We start from the raw sequence: 19014 nt of genomic DNA, 5'->3' as shown, positions 1-19014 counted from the left end.
ATGCCCCGCTCCCCGCAGGACCCCGGCCACCGCAACATCTCGGCCTGGGCGATCCGCAATCCGGTGGCCACGGCCGTTCTCTTCCTGCTGCTCACCATCGCCGGGCTCGCCAGCTATCCGCTGCTGCGGATCAACAACACGCCCGATCTCGACCTGCCGGTGGTGATCGTCACCGTCGCGCAGCCGGGCGCGGCGCCCAGCGAGCTGGAGACCCAGGTGACGCGCCGGGTGGAGGACGCCATCGCCGGCCTCGGCGATGTGCGGCACATCATCTCCACCGTCGTCGACGGCGCCTCCACGACCGCCGTGGAATTCGCCCTTGGCAAGAACATCGACCGCGCCACCAACGATGTGCGCGACCGCATCGCCCGCATCCGCGCCGACCTGCCGGCGGAGATCCGCGATCCCGTCATCTCGCGCCTGGAAGCGACCGGCGGCGCCATCCTGACCTACACGGTCGCCGCGCCGCAGATGTCGCCGGCGGCGCTGAGCTGGTTCGTCGAGGACGTCGTCGCGAAGTCGCTGCTCTCGGTGCGCGGCGTGGCCGAGATCAACCGCGTCGGCGGCGTCGAGCGCGAGATCCGCGTCGCGCTGCGGCCGGACCGCATGCTGGCGCTCGGCATCACGGCGGCGCAGGTGAACGAGCAGCTGCGCGCGCTCAACCTCGACCTGCCCGGCGGGCGCGGCACGCTGGGCGGCGAGGAGCAGACGATCCGCACGCTCGGCGCGGCGCAGAGCGTCGAGGCCCTGCGGGCGCGCAGCATCGTGCTGCCGAACGGCCGCGCCGCCCGGCTGGAGGAGCTGGCGGTGGTCAGTGACGGCACCGCCGAGGTGCGCACGGCCGCCCGCCTCGACGGCCGGCCGGTGATCGCCTTCGAGGTGGTGCGCACGCGCGGCTCCTCGGAGGTCGCGGTGGCCGAGCAGGTGGCGGCGCGCGTGGCGGAGCTGGAGGCCGCCCATCCCGGCGTCGCCATGACACGCGTCGCCTCCACGGTCGAGTTCGTCCTGGCCGGCTATCACGCGGCGCTGGAGGCGCTGGCGGTGGGCGCGCTGCTCGCCATGCTGGTGGTCTGGGTCTTCCTGCGCGACTGGCGCGCCACCTGGATCGCCGCCATCGCCATGCCGCTCTCGCTGATCCCGACCTTCGCGGTGATGTGGGCGGCGGGCTTCTCGCTCAACAACGTCACCCTGCTCGGCCTGACGCTGGTGGTCGGCGTGCTGGTGGATGACGCCATCGTCGAGATCGAGAACATCGTCCGCCATCTGCGCGCGCATCCCGGGCGCGGCGTGATGCGCGCGGCCTTCGACGCCTCGGACGAGATCGGCCTCGCCGTCATCGCCACCACCGCCACCATCCTGGCGGTCTTCGTGCCGGTGGCCTTCATGCCCGGCATCCCGGGTCAGTTCTTCCGCGAGTTCGGCCTCACCGTCGCCGCCGCCGTCGCCTTCTCCCTGGTGGTGGCGCGGCTGCTCACGCCGCTGCTCGGCGCCTACTTCCTGAGCGAGCGGCCCTCCGGCCAGGCCCAGGCCGAGGATGCCCAAGGGGATGCCCAGGGCCCGTTCGGCCGGCGCTACATGGCGCTGCTGCTCTGGTGCCTGCGGCATCGGCTGGTGACGGTGCTGGCCGGCATCGGCTTCCTCGCCGTCTCGCTGGCCCTGCTGCCCCTCATCCCGCAGGACTTCGTGCCCGGTGCCGATCGCAGCCGCTCCTCCATCGCCATCGAGCTGCCGCCCGGCGCGACGCTGGCCGAGACCGACGCGGTCGTGCGGGAGGCGACCGCGCTGCTGCGGGCGCGGCCTGAGGTCCGCACGGTCTTCGCCTCGCTCGGCACCGTCAGCAGCGGCGAGGGCGTCATCGGCACCAGCACCCATGCCGGCGACCCCCGCCAGGCCAACCTCACCGTCGGGCTGGTGCCGCCCGGGCAGCGCCGCCTGACGCAGCAGCAGTTCGAGACCGCGATGCGCCCCCTGCTGGAGGGCCTGCCGGGCGCGCGGGTCCGCTTCGGCGCCGACGGGCAGAGCGGCTCGCGCCTGCAGGTCACGCTGGTCGGCGAGGATGCGGCGGCGCTGGACGCCACGGCACGGCGGCTGGAGGCCGAGATGCGCGGCCTGCCGCAGCTCTCCGGCGCGCGCTCCACCGCCAGCCTGGCGCGGCCTGAACTGCAGATCCTGCCGATCGAGGGGCGGCTCGCCGATGCCGGCGTCTCGGTCGCGGCCCTGGCCGCCACGGCGCGCATCGCGACGACCGGAGACATCGACCAGAACCTGGCGCGCTTCAACCTGCCCGAGCGGCAGATCCCGATCCGCGTCATGCTGGACGAGCCGGCGCGCGGCGAGCTGGAGCGGCTGCGCGCGCTGCGGGTCGAAGGGCGCGGCGGCATGACCGTGCCGCTCGGCGCCGTGGCCGAGATCCGCCACGGGGCGGGGCCGGCCCAGATCGACCGCCTCGACCGCGTGCGCAAGGTCACGGTGGAGGCGGAGCTCGGCGGCCTGCCGCTCGGCGCCGCCAACGCGCTGGTCGATGCGCTGCCGGTGATGCGGGACCTGCCGCCCGGCGTGCGTCGCCAGGCGGTGGGCGACAGCGAGGTGATGCGCGAGCTGTTCGAGGGCTTCGCCTATGCCCTCGGCGCCGGCGTGCTGATGGTCTATCTGGTGCTGGTGCTGCTCTTCGGCGGCTTCCTGCAGCCGGCGACGATCATGTCGGCCCTGCCGCTCTCCCTCGGCGGCGCGCTGCTCGCCCTGCTCCTGGCGCAGAAGTCGCTCGGCGTCTCGGCGGTGATCGGCGTGCTGATGCTGATGGGCATCGTCGCCAAGAACTCCATCCTGCTGGTGGAATACGCCGTCCTGGCGCGGCGGGAGCGCGGCCTCGGGCGTGACGCGGCGATCGTCGAGGCGGCGCGCAAGCGGGCACGGCCGATCGTCATGACCACCATCGCCATGTGCGCCGGCATGGCGCATATCGCCAGCGGCATCGGCGCCGACAACGAGTTCCGCGCGCCGATGGCGCTGGTGGTGATCGGCGGGCTGCTCACCTCGACCCTGCTGAGCCTGGTCTTCGTGCCGGTGGCCTATTCCTACATGGACGGGCTGGAGCGGCGGCTCGCCGGATGGCTGGGGCGCGGCCTGCTGGCGGAACGCGCGCAGGCCGGGCGCGATGCCGCGCCGCCCGGGGCCGCCCCGGAGGCCTGAGGCCGCTCTCTCCCGGAGGGGGGAGGAAAAGGCCGGCGGCGCTCAGCCTCGCAGCGCCGCCACGAAGGCCGCGGCGCGCGCCGCCACCTGCTCCGGCGCGTCGCCCGGCCTGTAGAGCGCCGAGCCTAGCCCGAAGCCGGCGGCGCCCGCCTCCAGGAAGGGCGCCATCCCCTCCGGCGTGATGCCGCCGACGGGCAGGAAGGCGGTCCCGGTCGGGAAGACGCTGCGCCAGGCCTTGAGCACGGCGGGGCCCAGCGCCTCGGCGGGGAACAGCTTCAGCGCGTCGGCGCCGTTCGCCAGGGCGGCGAAGCCCTCGGTCGGGGTCGCGACGCCGGGGGCGCAGAACAGGCCGGCCTGCTTCGCCGCGCGCACCACGGCGGGATCGCTGTGCGGCATGACGATCAGCCGCCCGCCCGCCGCGGCCACCTCGGCCACGGCGGCGGGGCTGGTCACCGTGCCGGCCCCGATCAGGGCCCGGTCGCCGAAGGCCTCCTGCAGGCGGCGGATGCTCTCCAGCGGCCGGGGCGAGTTCAGCGGCACCTCGATGATGGCGAATCCCGCCCGTACCAGCGCCTCGCCGACGGGGACCGCCTCCTCCGGCCGCAGGCCGCGCAGGATGGCGATCAGGGGCAGGCGTTCGAGATGGCTGCGGAACATGGCTTCCTCCTCAGCGGGCCAGCAGGCCGGCGGCGCGGGCGACGCGCAGCAGGCCGGCGATGGTGGCACCCTCCAGCCAGCACGGCTCCGCCAACCCGAACAGGGCGAGCGCGCGCCGGTAGCGCGCGCAGAGCGCATCCTCGCCGATCAGCGTGATCCGGGGCGGTGCGCCGCCGGCGAGGCCGCAGCGCAGTTCCTCGCCGATCAGCAGGCCGGAGAGATAATCCAGGCTTTCGGCGGCGCCGAGGCGTCCCGCCAGGACCAGCGCACGGGCCGAGAAGAGCCGCGGCGCCAGCCCCTCGCCCCCCTCCCGCACCGCCGCCACGCCGCGGTCGAAGGCGCGGGCGGCGGCCTCGGGCGCCGCCGCCTCGGCGCCCTGGGCGGGGCGGCCCAGAATGGAATGGCCCCGCAGCACCGAGAACAGCTCGCCGGTCATGAAGGTGCGGAAGGAGCGGATGCGCCCGTCCTCCACCCGCACCCACTTGCTGTGCGTGCCGGGCAGGACCAGCAGGGCGGAGGCGGCCATCTCGGGATGCAGCGCCAGCGCCCCCGCCACCTGCGTCTCCTCCCCGCGCATGACGTCCGGCAGGGCGTCGAAGCGGGCGACGCCGGGGATGACATGCAGCGCCCCACCCCCGGGCAGCGGCACGCGGGTCAGCGCCCCGGCCAGATCCTCCGGCCCCGCGGGGCATTCGCGGTAGGGCGCTTCCCGCCAGCCCTGGGCGCTGCCCACCATGCCGGCGGCGAGGGCGGGAAGGCCCGGATGGGCCGCCCGCCAGTCGCCCGCGATCGCCGCGAAGGCCGCCGGGAAGCCGCCCTCCGGCAATTGCATGATCCCGTGCGGCGCGGCGCGCGCGGCCAGCACCCCGCCCGCGGCATCGAGCAGCCAGGCGCGCAGCGAGGTCGTGCCCCAGTCAAGGCCGATCAACGCCGCCCCGGCCCGGGCCTCGGTTCCAGCCATGGCGCCCCTCCCCTGCGCCCGCCTCAAGGGCGGGACGGCTCCGTCTGGCAACGCTCGAAGACGTAGAGCAGGCCGTGATCGCGCGCCAGGGCTGGCTCGGCGCGGATGCCGGCGCCGCTGATGGTCAGAGGGGCGTGGAAGCCCTGGAAGCCGGACCGCCCTGCGCCGGCCTCGAGCTGGCCGCACAGGGCGCGATTCCCGTCCCGGTCCTCCACCACCCTCAGATGCCGGAAACGGACGGTGCCGGGCAGCCGCGCCGCGACGGCCTTCTGGTAGCGCCGGATCTCCTCCGGCGCCACGGCGACCCGGGACAGGCGGGACGCGGGCGCGGACGGCGGCGGCTCCGGCGGCGCGGCCGGCGCGGCGCAGGCGGACAGCAGTGCCATAAGGGCCAGGAGGCGAGCCCGCCGCAGCGTCATTCAGCCCGCATCCGGCGTTCACGGAACCGGGATGAAGGGACAGTGCGGGGCATGTCGGTCGATCCAGGCCAGGAGGGCTAAGGCCGGCCTATGCCGGCCCTTCCTGATCTATAGGACGTACCGCGCACGGGTGAGAAGGGTGATGCCGGTCACACGGCGAGGCTGAAGCCGCCCCCGCCGCCTTGGCGGAAGGCATCGAAGACCGAGGCCACCAGCCGCACGAAAGGCCGCCCGGCGGCGGTCATCGCAAGGCGGCGGCCGCTCAGCGTCAGCAGCCCCGCGGCGACATAGGGGCGCAGCAGCGCCAGCTCGTCGGCGAAGCCGGCGCGCGGCGCGACGCTGTCCAGATCCACGCGGAAGTTGCACATCAGGTGCTCGATGATCGTCGCGCGCTGCTGCGCATCGGCATCCAGGGGGCAGCCGCGCTGCGTCGCCAGCCGGCCGGCCCGCACCCGCCGGACATAGTCGGGGACATCAGCGACGTTCTGCGCGTAGCCATCCGCCAGGCGGGAGACGCTGGAGGCGCCGAAGCCGATCAGGATCGGCCGGTCGTCATCGGTATAGCCCTGGAAGTTGCGGTGAAGCCGCCCCGCCCGGGCGGCGGCGGCCAGCGGGTCCTCCGGCCGGGCGAAGTGGTCGATGCCGATCGGCACGTAGCCGCCCATGACCATGAGGTCGGCGATCAGCCGCGCCTGCTCGAAGCGCTGGCCGCTATCGGGCAGGATGCTGGCGTCGATGAGCTTCTGGTTGGCGCGGCGTCCCGGCAGGTGCGCGTAGCCGTAGCAGGCGATCCGCGCGGGATCGAGCGCGATCACCGCCTCGCAGCTGCGCCGCAGGGTCTCCGTCGTCTGCCGCGGAAGGCCGTAGATCAGGTCGAAGTTGATGCGGTCGAGGCCGGCGCCGCGCAGCGCCGCGACCGCCGCGCGCACCGTCTCCTCCGGCTGGATGCGGCCGATCGCTTTCTGCACCTCGGGGTCGAGGTCCTGCACGCCGAGACTGACGCGGTTCACCCCGAGCGCCGCGAGCTGCGCCGCCAGGTCGGCATCGACATGGCGGGGGTCCAGCTCGATGGCGTGTTCCATCTCCGGCAGCGGATCGAAGTGGCGGTGCAGGCAGGCCAGCACGGACCCCAGCCCCTCGCCGCCAAGGATCGAGGGCGTGCCGCCGCCCCAGGCGATGCGCGCCACCCGCAAGCGCCCGGGCAGGTGCCGCGCCACCAGCGCGATCTCCTCCTCCAGCGCCTCGCGGTAGCCCGTGATGACCTCGTCGCGCCGGACGAGCTTGGTGTGGCAGCCGCAGTAATGACAGATCTGCCGGCAGTAGGGCACATGCAGGTAGAGGGAGACGCTGTCCTCGCGGTCGAGGCGGCGAAGCCAGCGGAGATGATCCTCAGGCGCCACGGCGACGAAGTCGGCCGCCGTGGGATAGGAGGTGTAGCGCGGCACCGCGATCGCGGCGAGGCGGCGGATCTGCTCCTGGCCGATCATGATGCCCCGTCCTCGCTGGCGAGCGGCACGCTCTGGCGCCGGTCCTCGCGCATCTCGAACCACATGGCGTTGAGGATGGCGAAGGCGCAGGCCAAGCCGACGCCGAGGATCCAGGAGAAATACCACATGTCGCGCGCTCCTCAGTAGGCGTTCGGGTTGCGGCCGATGCTCTCGGCATTCACCGTGCCGCGCATCACGCGATAGACCCAGGCGGTGTAGGCCAGGATGATCGGCATGAAGACGAGCGTGGCGCCGAGCATGATGAACAGCGTCAGGTGGCTCGACGAGGCGTCCCACACCGTCAGGCTCACATCGGGGTCGATGCTGCTTGGCATCAGGAAGGGAAACAGCGACAGCCCGGCGGTGGAGACGATGCCGAAGATGCCGAGCGCCGCCGCCAGGATGGCCGCGACGCGGGCCCGCGCCGCCAGCGCCACCGCCGCCAGCAGCGGCATGGCGAGGCCCAGCGCCGGCGCCGTCCACATCCAGGGATGCGCGGCATAGTTGTTCATCCAGGCTCCCGCCTCCGTGACGACGGTCTTGCCCAGCGGGTTGGAGGGGCCGACGGTCGAGGGCAGCGAGGAGATCACGTAGCCCTCGATCCCGTAGGCGACCCAGACGCCGCCCAGGGCGAAGATCACCGAGGTGGCCAGGCCGGCGATGGCGCCTAGGCCGCGGGCACGGTCGGCGAGGTCGCCCTCCGTCCGGGCGGCGATGACAGCGGCGCCAAGCGTCACCATCATGCCGAGGCTCACCAGCCCGGCGAGCAGCGGGAAGGGCCGCAGCAGGCCGAAGAAGTTGCCGGCGTAGGAGGGCCGCAGCGTGGCATCGAGGCCGAAGGGCACGCCGAGCAGGATGTTCCCGACGGCGACGCCGAAGATCAGCGCCGGCACGAAGCCGCCGATGAACAGCGCCCAGTCCCAGGTGGCGCGCCAGCGCGGATCGGCCACCTTGCCGCGGAACTTGAAGCCCACGGGCCGCAGGATCAGCGCCAGCAGGATGGCGATCATCGCCAGGTAGAAGCCGGAGAAGGAGGCGGCGTAGAGCGCCGGCCAGGCGGCGAAGATGGCGCCGCCGCCGAGCACCAGCCAGACCTGGTTGCCCTCCCAGGTCGGGCCCACGAGGTTCAGCAGCACGCGCCGCTCGGCATCGGTCCGGGCGACGGCGGGCAGCAGCGCGCCGACGCCCAGATCCTGGCCGCCCATGATGGCGAAGCCGATGAGCAGGACGCCGAGCAGCGCCCACCAGATCAGCCGCAGGGTTTCATAGTCGAGGGGGATGGCATGCATGATGGCTTGCTCCGCGATGGGCGGCTCAGTGGTCGGGATGGGCGGCGGCGCCCGCGGGGATGCGTCCGTTGCCGCCCGGCGCGCCTTCCAGCGCGATATGCGCGGAGGGGCCGGCCTTGATGACCTTCAGCATCAGCAGCACCATGACGACGGCGAGCGCGGTGTAGACGACGAGGAAGAAGGTGAGGCTGATGGCCAGGTCGGTCAGCGTCAGGCCGGAGGCGGCGTAGAAGGTCGGCAGCACGCCCTCCACCGCCCAGGGCTGACGGCCGTATTCGGCGATGAACCAACCGGCCTCGATCGCCACCCAGGGCAGCGGCAGGCTGAACAGCGCGATCCAGTTGAAGGTGCGGCTGTCGCCCAGCTGGTGGCGGCAGGAGAGCCAGAAGGCGATGGCGAAGTAGAGGATGAAGTAGAACCCGCAGGCCACCATGATGCGGAAGCTCCAGAACAGCGGCGCCACGCCCGGCACCGTGTCGAAGGCGGCCTGGGTGATCTCCTCGCCGGTGGCGTTGCCGATGTCCTGGCGGTAGCGCTTCAGCAGCAGCGCGTAGCCGAGATCCCTCCAATGCGCCTCGAAGGTCGCGCGCGCGGTCTGATCGGTGCCGTCGGCGCGGATCCTCTCGAGCGCCTCATAGGCGATCTGGCCGTTGCGGATGCGCTCGCCCGCGCGCTGCACCAGCTCCAGGATGCCCGGGATCTCGCCGCTGATCGAGCGCGTCGCGATCAGGCCCAGCGCATAGGGGACCTTGACCTCGAAGCTGTTCTCCTGGTCGCCCGGGATGGCGAAGAGGCTGAAGCCCGCGGGCGCCGCCTCGGTGTGCCACATCGCCTCGATGGCGGCGAGCTTCATCTTCTGATGCTCGGTCGCCGCATAGCCGCTCTCGTCGCCCAGCACGACGACCGACAGGGCCGAGGCGAGGCCGAAGCTCGCCGCCACCGCCATCGAGCGCCGCGCCAGCGCAACATGGCGCCGGGTCAGCAGGAACCAGGCGCTGACCGCCATGACGAACATCGCTCCGGTCACGTAGCCGGCGCTGACGGTGTGCACGAACTTCGCCTGCGCCACCGGATTGAAGATCACCGCCATGAAGTCGGTGATCTCCATCCGCATCGTGTCGGGGTTGAAGACAGCGCCGACGGGGTTCTGCATCCAGCCATTGGCGATGAGGATCCACAGCGCCGAGAAGTTGGCGCCGAGGGCCACCAGCCATGTCACGCAGAGATGGCCGACGCGCGAGAGGCGGTCCCAGCCGAAGAAGAACAGGCCGATGAAGGTGGCCTCGAGGAAGAAGGCCATCAGCCCTTCGATGGCCAGCGGCGCGCCGAAGATGTCGCCGACATAGTGGCTGTAGTAGCTCCAGTTCATGCCGAACTGGAATTCCATCACGATGCCGGTGGCGACGCCCATGGCGAAGTTGATGCCGAAGAGCGTGCCCCAGAACAGCGTCATCCGGCGCCAGATCTCCCGGCCCGTCATGACGTAGACGCTTTCCATGATGGCCATCAGGAAGGAGAGGCCGAGCGTCAGGGGTACGAAGAGGAAGTGATACATCGCGGTCGCCGCGAACTGCAGCCGTGAGAGATCCACGACGGTCATGTCGATCATGGCAGGCACCTTGTCGGTCTCCGGCGGGGTGCCGGCATGGTCGGACCCTACGCCCCCGCCCCGCCCGCCGCCTTGATCCTGATCAAGGCGGCGGCCAGGCGGGCGGGCTATGCCGGGACACCCGTCATGGCAGGAGGACCGCATGCCCGAGACCGAGACCTCCGCCGCAGCCCTGAAACCCGCGGCCGACCGCGCCATCGGGCGCTGGCTGACGGGGCTGCGGCGCCAGGCCGGCGCGGCCCTGCCGCTGGCGGTGCTGGCACCCCTGCTGGGCGGCGGCCTGCTGGTGCTGCAGGCCTGGCTGCTCGCCACCGTGCTGGACCACGCCATCGCGGGCGGCGCGGCGGCGGAGGCGCTGCTGCCCGGCCTGCTCTCGATCGGCGCGCTTATCGCGGCGCGGGCCCTGCTCAGCGGCATCGGCGAGGCGGCGGGCGCCCGCGCGGCCGAGCGGATCAAGCTGGCGCTGCGCCGCCGCCTCTTCGCCGATCTGCTGGCCCGCCGCCCCGACTGGACCGCCGCCCGCTCTTCCGGCGCGCTGGCGGCCGCCCTGGTGGAGCAGGTGGAGGCGCTGGACGGCTTCTTCTCCCGCTTCCTGCCCGCCATGGTGCAGGCCGCCCTGCTGCCCCTCGCCTTCGCCGTCGTCATCCTGCCGGTGGACTGGGTGGCGGGACTGCTCTTCCTGCTGACGGCGCCGCTGGTGCCGCTGTTCATGGCCCTGGTCGGCTGGGGGGCCGAGGCGGCCAGCCGCCGCCAGGCCCAGGCTTTCGCCCGCCTGTCCGGCTACTTCGCCGACCGCCTGCGCGGCCTGGTCACGCTGCGGCTCTTCGGCCGGGCGGAGGCCGAGACCGCGGCGGTGCGCGACGCCGCCGAGGCCCTGCGGCAGCGCAGCCTGGCGGTGCTCCGCATCGCCTTCCTCTCCTCCGCCGTGCTGGAGCTCTTCGCCGCCCTCGGCGTCGCCGGCATCGCGCTCTATGTCGGGCTGAGCTATCTCGGCCTGATCCACCTGCCCGGCACCGCGCTGACCCTGCAGACCGGCCTGTTCTGCCTGCTGATGGCACCCGAGGTGTACCAGCCGCTCCGCCTGCTGGCGGCGCACTACCACGACCGCGCCAATGCCCGCGCCGGCGCCGCGGAGATCGAGGCCGTGCTGGGCGGGCTGCCGGTCGCGTCGCGCCCGGCCACCGTCGCCGCGCCGCCCACCCGGCCAGTGGCGCCGCCGCCCCGCAGCGCCATCGCCGTCGCCATCGAGGACCTCGTGCTGGACACGCCGGATGGCGGCCGCCGCCTGCTCGACCATGCGGGGCTGCGTCTGGCCGCCGGAGGCAGCCTGGCCATCCTCGGCGCCAGCGGCATCGGCAAGTCGAGCCTGCTCGAAGCCCTGGCCGGGCTGCGGGCGGCGGAGGGCCGCATCCTGCTGGGTGGCGTTCCGCTCGAGGCGCTGGACGAGGCGAAGCTGCGCGCCCGGGTCGCGATCCTCGGCCAGCGGCCCCGCATCTTCCAGGGCAGCATCGCCGACAATCTTCGCCTGGCCCGGCCCGGCGCCTCGATGGCCGAGCTCCGCCTCGCCGCGGGCCTGGCCGATGTGCTCGGCTTCGCCGACGCGCTGCCGCAGGGGCTGGACACGCCGGTCGGCGACGGCGGGCTCGGCCTCTCGGGCGGCGAGGCGCAGCGCGTCGCCCTGGCGCGGATCTTCCTCCGCAACCCCGACATCCTGCTGCTGGACGAGCCCACCGCGCACCTCGACGCGGTGACCGAGGCCCGGGTGCTGGATGGCATCCTGCGCTTCTCCGCCGGGCGCACCCTGATCGTCGCCACCCATTCCACCGCCGTCGCCGCCCGGCTGGAGCGCGTCCTGCGCCTGGCCGGCGGCGACCTGCTGCCGGCACCCCATCCGGTCCGGCGCTTCGCCCCGGGGTCCGCCGCATGAGCAACCTGCTGTTCTTCGCGCCGCTGTTCCGCCGCCAGGCCGGCCGTCTCGGCCTGGCGCTGCTGCTGGCCATTGCCACCCTCGCCTTCGGCGCGCTGCTGCTCGGCGTCTCGGGCTGGTTCCTGACCGCGGCCTTCCTGACCACGGCCGCGGCCGGGTTCAACCTCTTCGGCCCCTCCTCCCTGGTGCGCGGCCTCTCCCTCGCCCGCATCCTCTCGCGCTACGCCGAGCGGCTGGTCGGCCACGACGCGACGCTGCGGCTGCTGGCCGAGATCCGGGCATGGCTCTTCGCCAGCCTGTTCCCACGCATCCCCTTCGCCGGTGCGGGCGCGCCGCGGCGGGGCGAGCTGGTCAGCCGCCTCACCGCCGATGTCGAGGCCCTGGACACCGCCTTCCTGACCGCGGTGATCCCCCTGGCGGGCGCCTGGGCCCTGGGTGGCGCCACCGCGGCCCTGCTGGGCTGGCTGCTGCCCGCCGCCGCGCCCGCCTATGGCGCCGCCCTGCTGCTCTCGGCGGGGCTGCTGCCGGCCGCCCTGGCCCTGCGCTCGCGCCGCGAGGGCGGCGTGGTGGTCGAGGCCTCCGGGGTTCTGCGCAGCGCGGTGCTCGATGGCATCGAGGGCCATGCGGAGCTGATCGCCTTCAGCGCCACTGGCCGCGCCGAGGCGGCCCTGGCGGGCGCGGCGCGGCGGCTGGCGGCGGCGCGGCGCCGGCTGGCGCGCCATGCCGCCATCGCCGCCGCCGGCGCCCAGCTCTGCGGCGGGCTGGCGCTGCTGTCCGTGCTCTGGTTCGGGCTGCGGGCGCTACAGGCCGGCGAGATCGGCGGCCCACTGCTGGCCGGCCTGCTGCTGGCGACCCTCGGCAGCTTCGAGGCGCATGCCGCCCTGCTGCGCAACGTGGCGCGGCTGGGCTCCGCCACGGCGGCGGCGGGCCGGTTGCGCGCCATCGGCACCGCGCCCCCCGCCGTGGCGGAACCGGCACGCCCCGTCCCGCTTCCCCCCGGCGCGGAGCTGCGGCTGGACGGCGTGACCTATGGCCACGACCCGGCCCGGCCGGTGCTGCGCGGCCTCGACCTCGTGGTGCCCGCCGGCACGCGCATCGCCATCCTGGGACCGAGCGGCAGCGGCAAGTCTACCCTGCTGGCCCTGCTGCTGCGCCTGGCCGACCCCCAGCGCGGCGTGGTCCGGCTGGCGGGGACCGACCTGCGTGCCGTGCCCCTGGCCGAGCTGCACGCCCGCATCGCCCTGCTGTCCCAGGACGCGCCGGTCTTCCTCGACACGCTGCGTCAGAACCTGCTGATCGGCCGTCCCGACGCCACCGACGCCGACCTCTGGCAGGCGCTGGAGGAGGCGCGGCTGGCCGATTTCGCGCGCAGCCTGCCGCAGGGGTTGGAAACCCCGCTGGGCGAAGCGGGCCGCAGCCTCTCGGCCGGACAGGCGCGGCGCCTCTGCCTGGCCCGCGCCCTGCTCAGCCGGGCCGCCATCCTGGTGCTGGATGAGCCCACCAGCGGCCTGGATCCCGAGACCGAGCATGCCTTCCTGGCCGATCTGTCGCGGGCGGCGCGCGGGCGCAGCATCGTCATCGCCACCCATGCCATGCTGCCGCCCGGCGCGGTGGACCGCCGCTACCGCTTGGTGGAAGGCGTGCTGGAGCCGCTGGACTGAGGCTCCATCCCGGCGACGGCGGCCAGCGCGCCGCGGTCGACGATCTCGACGCGGTGAGCGTCGGGCAGGCGGATCAGCCCCTGCTGCCGCAGCTTGGTGAAGCTGCGGCTCACGGTCTCCACCGTCAGTCCGAGGTAATCCGCGATGTCGGCGCGCGTCATGGCCAGGGGCACGGTGTCCGAGACCGGCCTGCCGGAGGCCTGCCGGGCCGAGAGCACCAGCAGAAAGCTCGACACCTTCTCGACCGGGGCGAGGCGGCCCAGCACGAGCTGGTTGTCCCAGGCCTGGCGCAGGGCCGCCTTGGTCATCTGGTGCAGACGGTCCCTCAGACGGGGATAGCGCTCCATCAGGTCCTGCATCTGCGGCACGGGGAAGCCGCAGAGCACGGAAGGCACCACGGCCTCGGCGGTCAGGGTATGCGTCGCCTCGTCCAGCAGCCCGAGATAGTCGCCCGGCAGCAGGAAGCCGGTGATCTGCCGGCGGCCGTCCGGCAGGGCCGTGAGCAGCCGCAACATGCCGGAGGTGAGGCTGAAGACGCGGCGCCGTGGCGCGCCCTCCTCCACCAGCATGGCATTGGCCTCGAGCCGGACGGAGCCCATGATGCGCTCCAGCGCCACGACCTCGTCATCCTCGAGAGCGGCACAGACCGCGGTGCGGCGCACCTCGCAGTCGGCGCAGGCGCCGCAGGCCTTGCGATGCGGACGAATGGCGACCACGGTGGCACTTCTGGACATGATCGGCAGGCCTGCCCTGTTGTGTCACAAGGGATGTCCCACGGATCCTAGCCGAGGGCCATCCGCTTTCCAAACCAACGGCCCGATACCAGGGCCGCAGCCAGCGGGAACCGCCGATGCGTGTCGCCGTCTTCTCGACCAAACCCTATGACCGGCGGTTCCTCGATGCCGCCAATGCGGGGCGACACGAGCTGTTGTTCCTGGAGCCGGGCCTGACGCCCGCCACCGCGCCGCTCGCGGCCGGCGCCGATGCCGTCTGCGCCTTCGTCAACGACGATCTCGGCGCCGGGGTGCTGGAACTGCTGCGGCAGGCCGGCATCCGCCTCGTCGCGCTGCGCTGCGCCGGCTTCAACCGCGTCGACCTGGAGGCGGCGCGGCGCCTCGGCCTCACCGTCAGCCGCGTCCCCGCCTATTCGCCCGAGGCGGTGGCCGAGCACGCCCTGGCGCTGATCCTGACGCTGAACCGCAAGATCCACCGCGCCTACAACCGCGTGCGCGAGGGGAACTTCGCGCTCGACGGCCTGCTCGGCTTCAACCTGCAGGGCCGCACGGCGGGCGTCATCGGCACCGGCCAGATCGGCCGCTGCACGGCGCGCCTGCTGGCCGGCTTCGGCTGCCGCATCCTCGCCCTCGACCCTTATCCGCATGCCGACATCACCGCCCTGGGCGGGCGCTACGTGGACAAGGCGACGCTGCTGGCCGGGTCCGACATCGTCACGCTGCATTGCCCGCTGACGCCGGAGACGCATCATTTCATCGATGCCGGAGCCATCGCCGCCCTGAAGCGGGGCGCGATGCTGGTGAACACCAGCCGCGGCGCGGTGATCGACACGCGCGCCGCCATCGAGGGGCTGAAGTCCGGCGCCATCGGCAGCCTCGCGCTCGATGTCTACGAGGAGGAGGGCGATCTCTTCTTCCGCGACCTCTCCTCCACCGTCATCCGCGACGATGTCTTCGCCCGGCTCCTGACATTTCCGAACGTGCTGGTCACCGGCCACCAGGCCTTCTTCACCGTCGAGGCGATGTCGGCCATCGCGGAGACGACGCTGCGCAACATCACGGAGTTCGCCCGTCATGGCGTGGCACCGGACGCCCTCTCGGTCGAGAAGCTCGCCTGAGCCGGGCGCTGGTCGCGTAGGGCCCCGGGAGGGGGGCCTGGGACGCGGGGGGCTGATCTGCTAAGGCCGGCGGATGGCGGCAACTCCCCCTGGACTGCGAGATGCGGATGGCTGAACAGACCGAGATCCCTCACCCCGCCTCCGAGCCCTCCGCGCTGGAGAGCCGGCTGGAGCAGCTCGAGGCCCTGGTGGAGCAGCTCTCCCTCCGGCTCTCCGCCCTGCAGGCCGAGCGCGTGGCGCAGCGCCAGCAGGCCGATGCGCTGCGGCAGGAAATCGCGGAGGCGCAGGGGCGCTGGGCCGTGGAGGCCATGCACGCCGCCGGGTTGGCGGCGCAGGCCACGCATCTCCTGGCGATGGGGCCGGAAGCGGCGGTGGCCGAGAGCGAGGCCGCCTATGCCGATGGCTCGCCGAAGTCCCGGCTGGCGGTGATCTACGAACAGGCCTTCGATGCCCGGGGCCGCGAGCTCGGCATCGACGATCCGGCCAGCTTCCGGGCCGGCTGAGGGGCAGATGCGGCCTGCCTGCCACCCCTAGAGCCCATCGAAGCCCTTTTTCGCCTCTCGCCAGTCCTCCGCCGGATGGAAGGGGGCGCGCGGGCCCGCCTGGCCCGAAAAGTACAGGCATTCCTGGTGGAAGGCGGCGAGGAGGAGGCCGAAGGTCACCAGCATCAGCAGGATCAGACGGGACGTGCTCAGGTTCGTTCTCCTGGAAGAACGCTCTATGCCCAATGACGCGGGCCGTCATCCTCCAAACTGAGGATGGCTGCCCTGACGTATCATTGGGGCAACGGAAAGGGGGCCGGGGCCGTTGAGGCACCACGGCAGGTCAGGGTCGTCCCGGCGACCTGACAAGGGGGAGGACGGTGATGCCTGAGGCGATGGTGCGCGTGCCCCGGGGGGACTTCGACGCGGCGATGCTGGAGGTGCCGGACGTCGCCCTGCGTTATCTGAGCCTCGATACGCTCAGCGTCCGCGCGGCGGACCCGGCCCGGCTGGCCCAGGGTCTCGCGCTGCTGCGCCTCGCCGGTTGCCGGCCCCTTCCCCTCCGCCGATGCGGGCGCCTGCCGCCATTCTCTTGAAGATTTCCAACGTTCTTCTTATGTTCCTGACGCCCGCACCCCCCTCGCGGGATCCCGCCAGGAGTGCGCGCCATGCCCGCCCGTATCCTGAACACCTCCCTTCCGTTCAACGGCCCCACGGCCAACCGGACACTCGACAGCCCGCTGTCCTTCTGGCGCGAATGGCGGCTGCGCGTGCGGTGCGGCAATCCGGATTGCGCGTCCCACAGCCTGCGCCCCGTGGCCGAGCTGCTGCCCCGGCATGGCGGCCTGACCGTTCGCGAGGTGGCCCGACGGCTCCGCTGCAGCCACTGCGGTGAGACATCGGCCCGCCTGGCCTTCGTCGGCCGCGCGGAGGGCAGGCGACGCGTCCATCCGGTGCGCGGCGAGGCCTGGCCGGCGCCGCGGCCCCGCCCGGCCGCCGCCAGCCCGGCCGTGACCCGGACCGTCGGCTGATCAGGCTTCCGTGGGGCGCGTCGCCGTGGATTGAGCATGGTGGCCATCCGGCCTAGGTTGCAGCGCAGCATATCGTTGACGGACCTGACTGGAGGGATTGCCCAATGTCATGGACCACCGGCCTTCCGGGTGCCTCGCCCTGGCTTCGGGCCTCTCCCTGGTTGTCTCCGTGGTCATCCCCATGGGCCACGCTCTGCATGGAGGCTGCGGATTACGCGCTCGACAGCTGGCAGCGCGGCATCCTCTTCCTGGACGTGCTGCGGCAGCGTGGCGACCAGTACCACGAGCAGCAGCGGCTGGCGGCGCCCAATGTCCTCAGCTTCGAGGGCGATGTGGTGCTCAGCGGGCGTGACCTGCCGCGACCGGTCAACTACCGGCTGATCCGCATCCGTCCGCCCGAGGGGCTGGAGACCAATCCCCGCAAGCGCCCCTTCGTCATCGTCGATCCGCGGGCGGGGCACGGCCCCGGCATCGCCGGCTTCAAGGCCGACAGCGAGATCGGCGTGGCGTTGCGGGCCGGCCATCCCTGCTACTTCGTCGGCTTCCTGCCCCGGCCGGAGCCGGGCCAGACGGTGGAGGACGTGACGCGGGCCGAGCAGGCCTTCGTCGCCCATGCCGCCGCGGCGCATCCGGAGGCGGAAGGCAAGCCGGTGGTGATCGGCAATTGCCAGGCGGGCTGGCAGGTGATGATGGGCGCGGCGACCCGGCCCGAGGTCTTCGGCCCCCTGATCGTCGCCGGCGCGCCGCTCTCCTACTGGGCGGGATGGCGCGGGATGAATCCGATGCGCTACACCGGCGGCCTGCTCGGCGGCACCTGGATGACGGCCCTGGCGGGCGATCTGGGCGACGGGCTCTTCGACGGCGCCTGGCTGGTGCAGAACTTCGAGAACCTGGACCTCGCCAACACCTGGTGGACCAAGCAGTACACCGTCTACGACCGCATCGACACCGAGCCGCCACGCTACCTCGCCTTCGAGAAGTGGTGGAACGGCCATATCCTGACCAATGCCGGCGAGATGCAGTACATCACCGACAACCTCTTCGTCGGCAACAAGCTCTCGACCGCCGAGCTGACCACCTCGGACAAGATCCGCATCGATCTTCGCGAGATCCGGTCCCCGATCGTCGTCTTCTGCTCGCGCGGCGACAACATCACCCCGCCGCCGCAGGCCCTGGGCTGGATCCTCGACCTCTACGACAGCGTCGACGACATCCGCGCGCATGGCCAGACCATCGTCTACACCGTGCACGAGAGCATCGGCCATCTCGGCATCTTCGTCTCCGGCAAGGTGGCGCGGAGGGAGCACGAGGAGTTCGCCTCCAACATCGACTTCATCGACGTGCTGCCTCCGGGCCTCTACGAGGCGGAGATCCTGGACGCGGAGGGCGCCGAGGGCGGCGAGTACGTGCTGCGCTTCGCCGGCCGGTCGCTCGACGATATCCGCGCCATCGTGCAGCCCCGCCCGGAGGACGACCGCCGCTTCGCCACCGTCGCCTGGCTGTCGGAAGCCAATCTCGGCCTCTACCGCCACCTCCTGCAGCCGCTGGTGCGGGCCCTGGTCACGCCGCAGCTGGCCGAGACGATCCGCGGCCTGCAGCCGCTGCGCCTGCAGTACAACAGCTTCTCCAGCCGCAATCCCTGGCTGGCGCCCATCACGGCGCTCGCCGGGCCGGTGCGGCAGGAGCGCCGCCCCGCCGCCGAGGACAATCTCTTCCGTCGCCTGGAACACCTGGCCTCGGCACAGATCGTCGCCGCGCTGGACCGCTACGGCGACTGGCGCGACGCCGGCTACGAAGCCGCCTTCCTGGCGCTCTACAGCCATCCGCTGCTGCAATCCCTGGCCGGGCTGATGGCGCGCGACATGCCGCCGCGCCGCCAGCCGGGCGCCGAGCCGGAGCTGCGCGATTTCCTCGAGCGGCGCATGGCGGAGCTGCGCGCCGGCATCGCCGAGGGGGGCGCCTACGAGGCCTGCCTGAGGGCGCTGATCTATATCGGCCTGGCCGACCGCGTCGCCGATGCGCGCAGCTTCGCCATGCTGCGCAACCTGCGGCGGGAGGAGGGGCAGGAGATGAGCCTCGCCGCGTTCAAAGCGGCGCTGCGCGAGCAGTTCTTCATGCTGCGCCTGGACCAGGCGGCGGCGCTGGCCGCCCTGCCCCGACTGCTGCGGACCTCGACGGCGGCGGAGATCGAGGCGCTCATCGCCGAGATCCATCGTGTCGAGGAGGCGGCGCCGCTGAGCGAGGCCGCTCGGCAGCGCCACGCCGAGATCGAGGCGATACTCCAGCAGGTCCTGGCCGGCGCACCGCGCGCCGGGGAGCCCGAACCCCCCGCGGAGGCGCAGCCGGCGCGCGGCGAGCCGGCAGCGCCACCTCGCCGCCATGCCCGGCTCCGGGCGCGCGACCGCAAGGGATCCGGCCGGTGACGGCCGACAGCCTCGGCGCGCCGCCTG

The 19014-nt window shown here is 72.9% G+C and carries 17 protein-coding genes; 8 read left to right on the top strand and 9 right to left on the bottom strand.

Annotation, left to right across the window (positions count from 1 at the left end; genetic code table 11):
- Positions 1–3189: an efflux RND transporter permease subunit gene (locus ACF3NH_RS13750; RefSeq protein ID WP_422923560.1), complete on the top strand. Its 3189-nt coding sequence runs from the start codon at positions 1–3 to the stop codon at positions 3187–3189.
- Positions 3190–3231: 42 nt separating this feature from the next.
- Here ACF3NH_RS13750 and ACF3NH_RS13745 read toward each other — a convergent pair whose 3' ends face one another.
- From ACF3NH_RS13745 to ACF3NH_RS13715, 7 genes are all read right to left on the bottom strand, one after another.
- Positions 3232–3846 carry a 2-dehydro-3-deoxy-6-phosphogalactonate aldolase gene (locus tag ACF3NH_RS13745; RefSeq protein ID WP_422923558.1) on the bottom strand — a complete coding sequence of 205 codons (615 nt, stop codon included), beginning with the start codon at positions 3844–3846 and terminating at the stop codon, positions 3232–3234.
- Between the two features lie 10 nt (positions 3847–3856).
- Positions 3857–4807: a 2-dehydro-3-deoxygalactonokinase gene (locus ACF3NH_RS13740; RefSeq protein WP_422923556.1), complete on the bottom strand. Its 951-nt coding sequence runs from the start codon at positions 4805–4807 to the stop codon at positions 3857–3859.
- Between the two features lie 23 nt (positions 4808–4830).
- Positions 4831–5226, bottom strand: coding sequence for a hypothetical protein (locus ACF3NH_RS13735; protein ID WP_422923554.1), 396 nt, complete (start codon positions 5224–5226; stop codon positions 4831–4833).
- Between the two features lie 149 nt (positions 5227–5375).
- Entirely contained in the window at positions 5376–6713 is a 1338-nt protein-coding gene (gene hemN, locus ACF3NH_RS13730; protein ID WP_422923552.1) for an oxygen-independent coproporphyrinogen III oxidase, read from the bottom strand.
- A complete protein-coding gene (gene cydX / locus ACF3NH_RS13725) occupies positions 6710–6841 on the bottom strand; it encodes a cytochrome bd-I oxidase subunit CydX (protein WP_198367261.1) in 132 nt (43 codons plus the stop codon). Before cydX ends, hemN begins: the two co-directional genes overlap by 4 nt.
- Before the next feature lie 12 nt (positions 6842–6853).
- Positions 6854–8002: a cytochrome d ubiquinol oxidase subunit II gene (cydB, locus tag ACF3NH_RS13720; protein ID WP_422923550.1), complete on the bottom strand. Its 1149-nt coding sequence runs from the start codon at positions 8000–8002 to the stop codon at positions 6854–6856.
- Positions 8003–8027: 25 nt separating this feature from the next.
- Positions 8028–9611 (bottom strand): cytochrome ubiquinol oxidase subunit I, encoded by a 1584-nt coding sequence (locus ACF3NH_RS13715; RefSeq protein ID WP_422923548.1) that lies wholly within the window; start codon positions 9609–9611, stop codon positions 8028–8030.
- Between the two features lie 142 nt (positions 9612–9753).
- Between ACF3NH_RS13715 and cydD the strand changes: the two genes are divergently transcribed.
- A complete protein-coding gene (gene cydD, locus ACF3NH_RS13710) occupies positions 9754–11538 on the top strand; it encodes a thiol reductant ABC exporter subunit CydD (protein ID WP_422923546.1) in 1785 nt (594 codons plus the stop codon).
- A complete protein-coding gene (gene cydC, locus ACF3NH_RS13705; protein ID WP_422923544.1) occupies positions 11535–13199 on the top strand; it encodes a thiol reductant ABC exporter subunit CydC in 1665 nt (554 codons plus the stop codon). Before cydD ends, cydC begins: the two co-directional genes overlap by 4 nt.
- On the opposite strand, the gene ACF3NH_RS13700 is transcribed toward cydC, so the two are convergent.
- Entirely contained in the window at positions 13160–13933 is a 774-nt protein-coding gene (locus ACF3NH_RS13700) for a helix-turn-helix domain-containing protein (protein WP_422923542.1), read from the bottom strand. The two genes, cydC and ACF3NH_RS13700, sit on opposite strands and share 40 nt — an antisense overlap.
- Positions 13934–14049: 116 nt before the next feature.
- On the opposite strand from ACF3NH_RS13700, the gene ACF3NH_RS13695 reads away from it, so the two are divergent.
- Together ACF3NH_RS13695 and ACF3NH_RS13690 are read left to right on the top strand one after the other, a co-directional pair.
- Positions 14050–15051, top strand: coding sequence for a 2-hydroxyacid dehydrogenase (locus ACF3NH_RS13695; protein WP_422923540.1), 1002 nt, complete (start codon positions 14050–14052; stop codon positions 15049–15051).
- Between the two features lie 107 nt (positions 15052–15158).
- Positions 15159–15554 (top strand): hypothetical protein, encoded by a 396-nt coding sequence (locus ACF3NH_RS13690; protein WP_422923538.1) that lies wholly within the window; start codon positions 15159–15161, stop codon positions 15552–15554.
- Positions 15555–15581: 27 nt separating this feature from the next.
- Here ACF3NH_RS13690 and ACF3NH_RS13685 read toward each other — a convergent pair whose 3' ends face one another.
- Entirely contained in the window at positions 15582–15719 is a 138-nt protein-coding gene (locus ACF3NH_RS13685; protein ID WP_198367269.1) for a hypothetical protein, read from the bottom strand.
- A gap of 197 nt (positions 15720–15916) precedes the next feature.
- Here ACF3NH_RS13685 and ACF3NH_RS13680 point away from each other — a divergent pair, with 197 nt between their 5' ends.
- The 3 genes from ACF3NH_RS13680 to ACF3NH_RS13670 all read left to right on the top strand — a co-directional run bounded on the left by ACF3NH_RS13680 (position 15917) and on the right by ACF3NH_RS13670 (position 18987).
- Positions 15917–16129 carry a hypothetical protein gene (locus tag ACF3NH_RS13680; protein ID WP_422923536.1) on the top strand — a complete coding sequence of 71 codons (213 nt, stop codon included), beginning with the start codon at positions 15917–15919 and terminating at the stop codon, positions 16127–16129.
- Between the two features lie 72 nt (positions 16130–16201).
- Positions 16202–16564 carry a hypothetical protein gene (locus ACF3NH_RS13675; RefSeq protein WP_422923534.1) on the top strand — a complete coding sequence of 121 codons (363 nt, stop codon included), beginning with the start codon at positions 16202–16204 and terminating at the stop codon, positions 16562–16564.
- Positions 16565–16761: 197 nt separating this feature from the next.
- Positions 16762–18987, top strand: coding sequence for a DUF3141 domain-containing protein (locus ACF3NH_RS13670; RefSeq protein ID WP_422923532.1), 2226 nt, complete (start codon positions 16762–16764; stop codon positions 18985–18987).
- The last annotated feature ends 27 nt before the right edge of the window (positions 18988–19014 follow it).

The organism is Pseudoroseomonas sp. WGS1072, assembly GCF_049340465.1.
In the GTDB taxonomy this organism is placed as follows: Bacteria; Pseudomonadota; Alphaproteobacteria; order Acetobacterales; family Acetobacteraceae; genus Pseudoroseomonas.
The sequence above is the reverse complement of the archived record's forward strand: the minus strand, read 5'-3'. Positions and strand labels throughout refer to the sequence as shown.

Bases quoted from the DNA above. Each gene is read 5' to 3' on its own strand.
- ACF3NH_RS13750 (WP_422923560.1), top strand. From the start codon at position 1: ATGCCCCGCTCCCCGCAGGACCCCGGCCACCGCAACATCTCGGCCTGG.
- ACF3NH_RS13745 (WP_422923558.1), bottom strand. From the start codon at position 3,846: ATGTTCCGCAGCCATCTCGAACGCCTGCCCCTGATCGCCATCCTGCGC.
- ACF3NH_RS13740 (WP_422923556.1), bottom strand. From the start codon at position 4,807: ATGGCTGGAACCGAGGCCCGGGCCGGGGCGGCGTTGATCGGCCTTGAC.
- ACF3NH_RS13735 (WP_422923554.1), bottom strand. From the start codon at position 5,226: ATGACGCTGCGGCGGGCTCGCCTCCTGGCCCTTATGGCACTGCTGTCC.
- hemN (WP_422923552.1), bottom strand. From the start codon at position 6,713: ATGATCGGCCAGGAGCAGATCCGCCGCCTCGCCGCGATCGCGGTGCCG.
- cydX (WP_198367261.1), bottom strand. From the start codon at position 6,841: ATGTGGTATTTCTCCTGGATCCTCGGCGTCGGCTTGGCCTGCGCCTTC.
- cydB (WP_422923550.1), bottom strand. From the start codon at position 8,002: ATGCATGCCATCCCCCTCGACTATGAAACCCTGCGGCTGATCTGGTGG.
- ACF3NH_RS13715 (WP_422923548.1), bottom strand. From the start codon at position 9,611: ATGATCGACATGACCGTCGTGGATCTCTCACGGCTGCAGTTCGCGGCG.
- cydD (WP_422923546.1), top strand. From the start codon at position 9,754: ATGCCCGAGACCGAGACCTCCGCCGCAGCCCTGAAACCCGCGGCCGAC.
- cydC (WP_422923544.1), top strand. From the start codon at position 11,535: ATGAGCAACCTGCTGTTCTTCGCGCCGCTGTTCCGCCGCCAGGCCGGC.
- ACF3NH_RS13700 (WP_422923542.1), bottom strand. From the start codon at position 13,933: ATGTCCAGAAGTGCCACCGTGGTCGCCATTCGTCCGCATCGCAAGGCC.
- ACF3NH_RS13695 (WP_422923540.1), top strand. From the start codon at position 14,050: ATGCGTGTCGCCGTCTTCTCGACCAAACCCTATGACCGGCGGTTCCTC.
- ACF3NH_RS13690 (WP_422923538.1), top strand. From the start codon at position 15,159: ATGGCTGAACAGACCGAGATCCCTCACCCCGCCTCCGAGCCCTCCGCG.
- ACF3NH_RS13685 (WP_198367269.1), bottom strand. From the start codon at position 15,719: ATGCTGGTGACCTTCGGCCTCCTCCTCGCCGCCTTCCACCAGGAATGC.
- ACF3NH_RS13680 (WP_422923536.1), top strand. From the start codon at position 15,917: ATGCCTGAGGCGATGGTGCGCGTGCCCCGGGGGGACTTCGACGCGGCG.
- ACF3NH_RS13675 (WP_422923534.1), top strand. From the start codon at position 16,202: ATGCCCGCCCGTATCCTGAACACCTCCCTTCCGTTCAACGGCCCCACG.
- ACF3NH_RS13670 (WP_422923532.1), top strand. From the start codon at position 16,762: ATGGAGGCTGCGGATTACGCGCTCGACAGCTGGCAGCGCGGCATCCTC.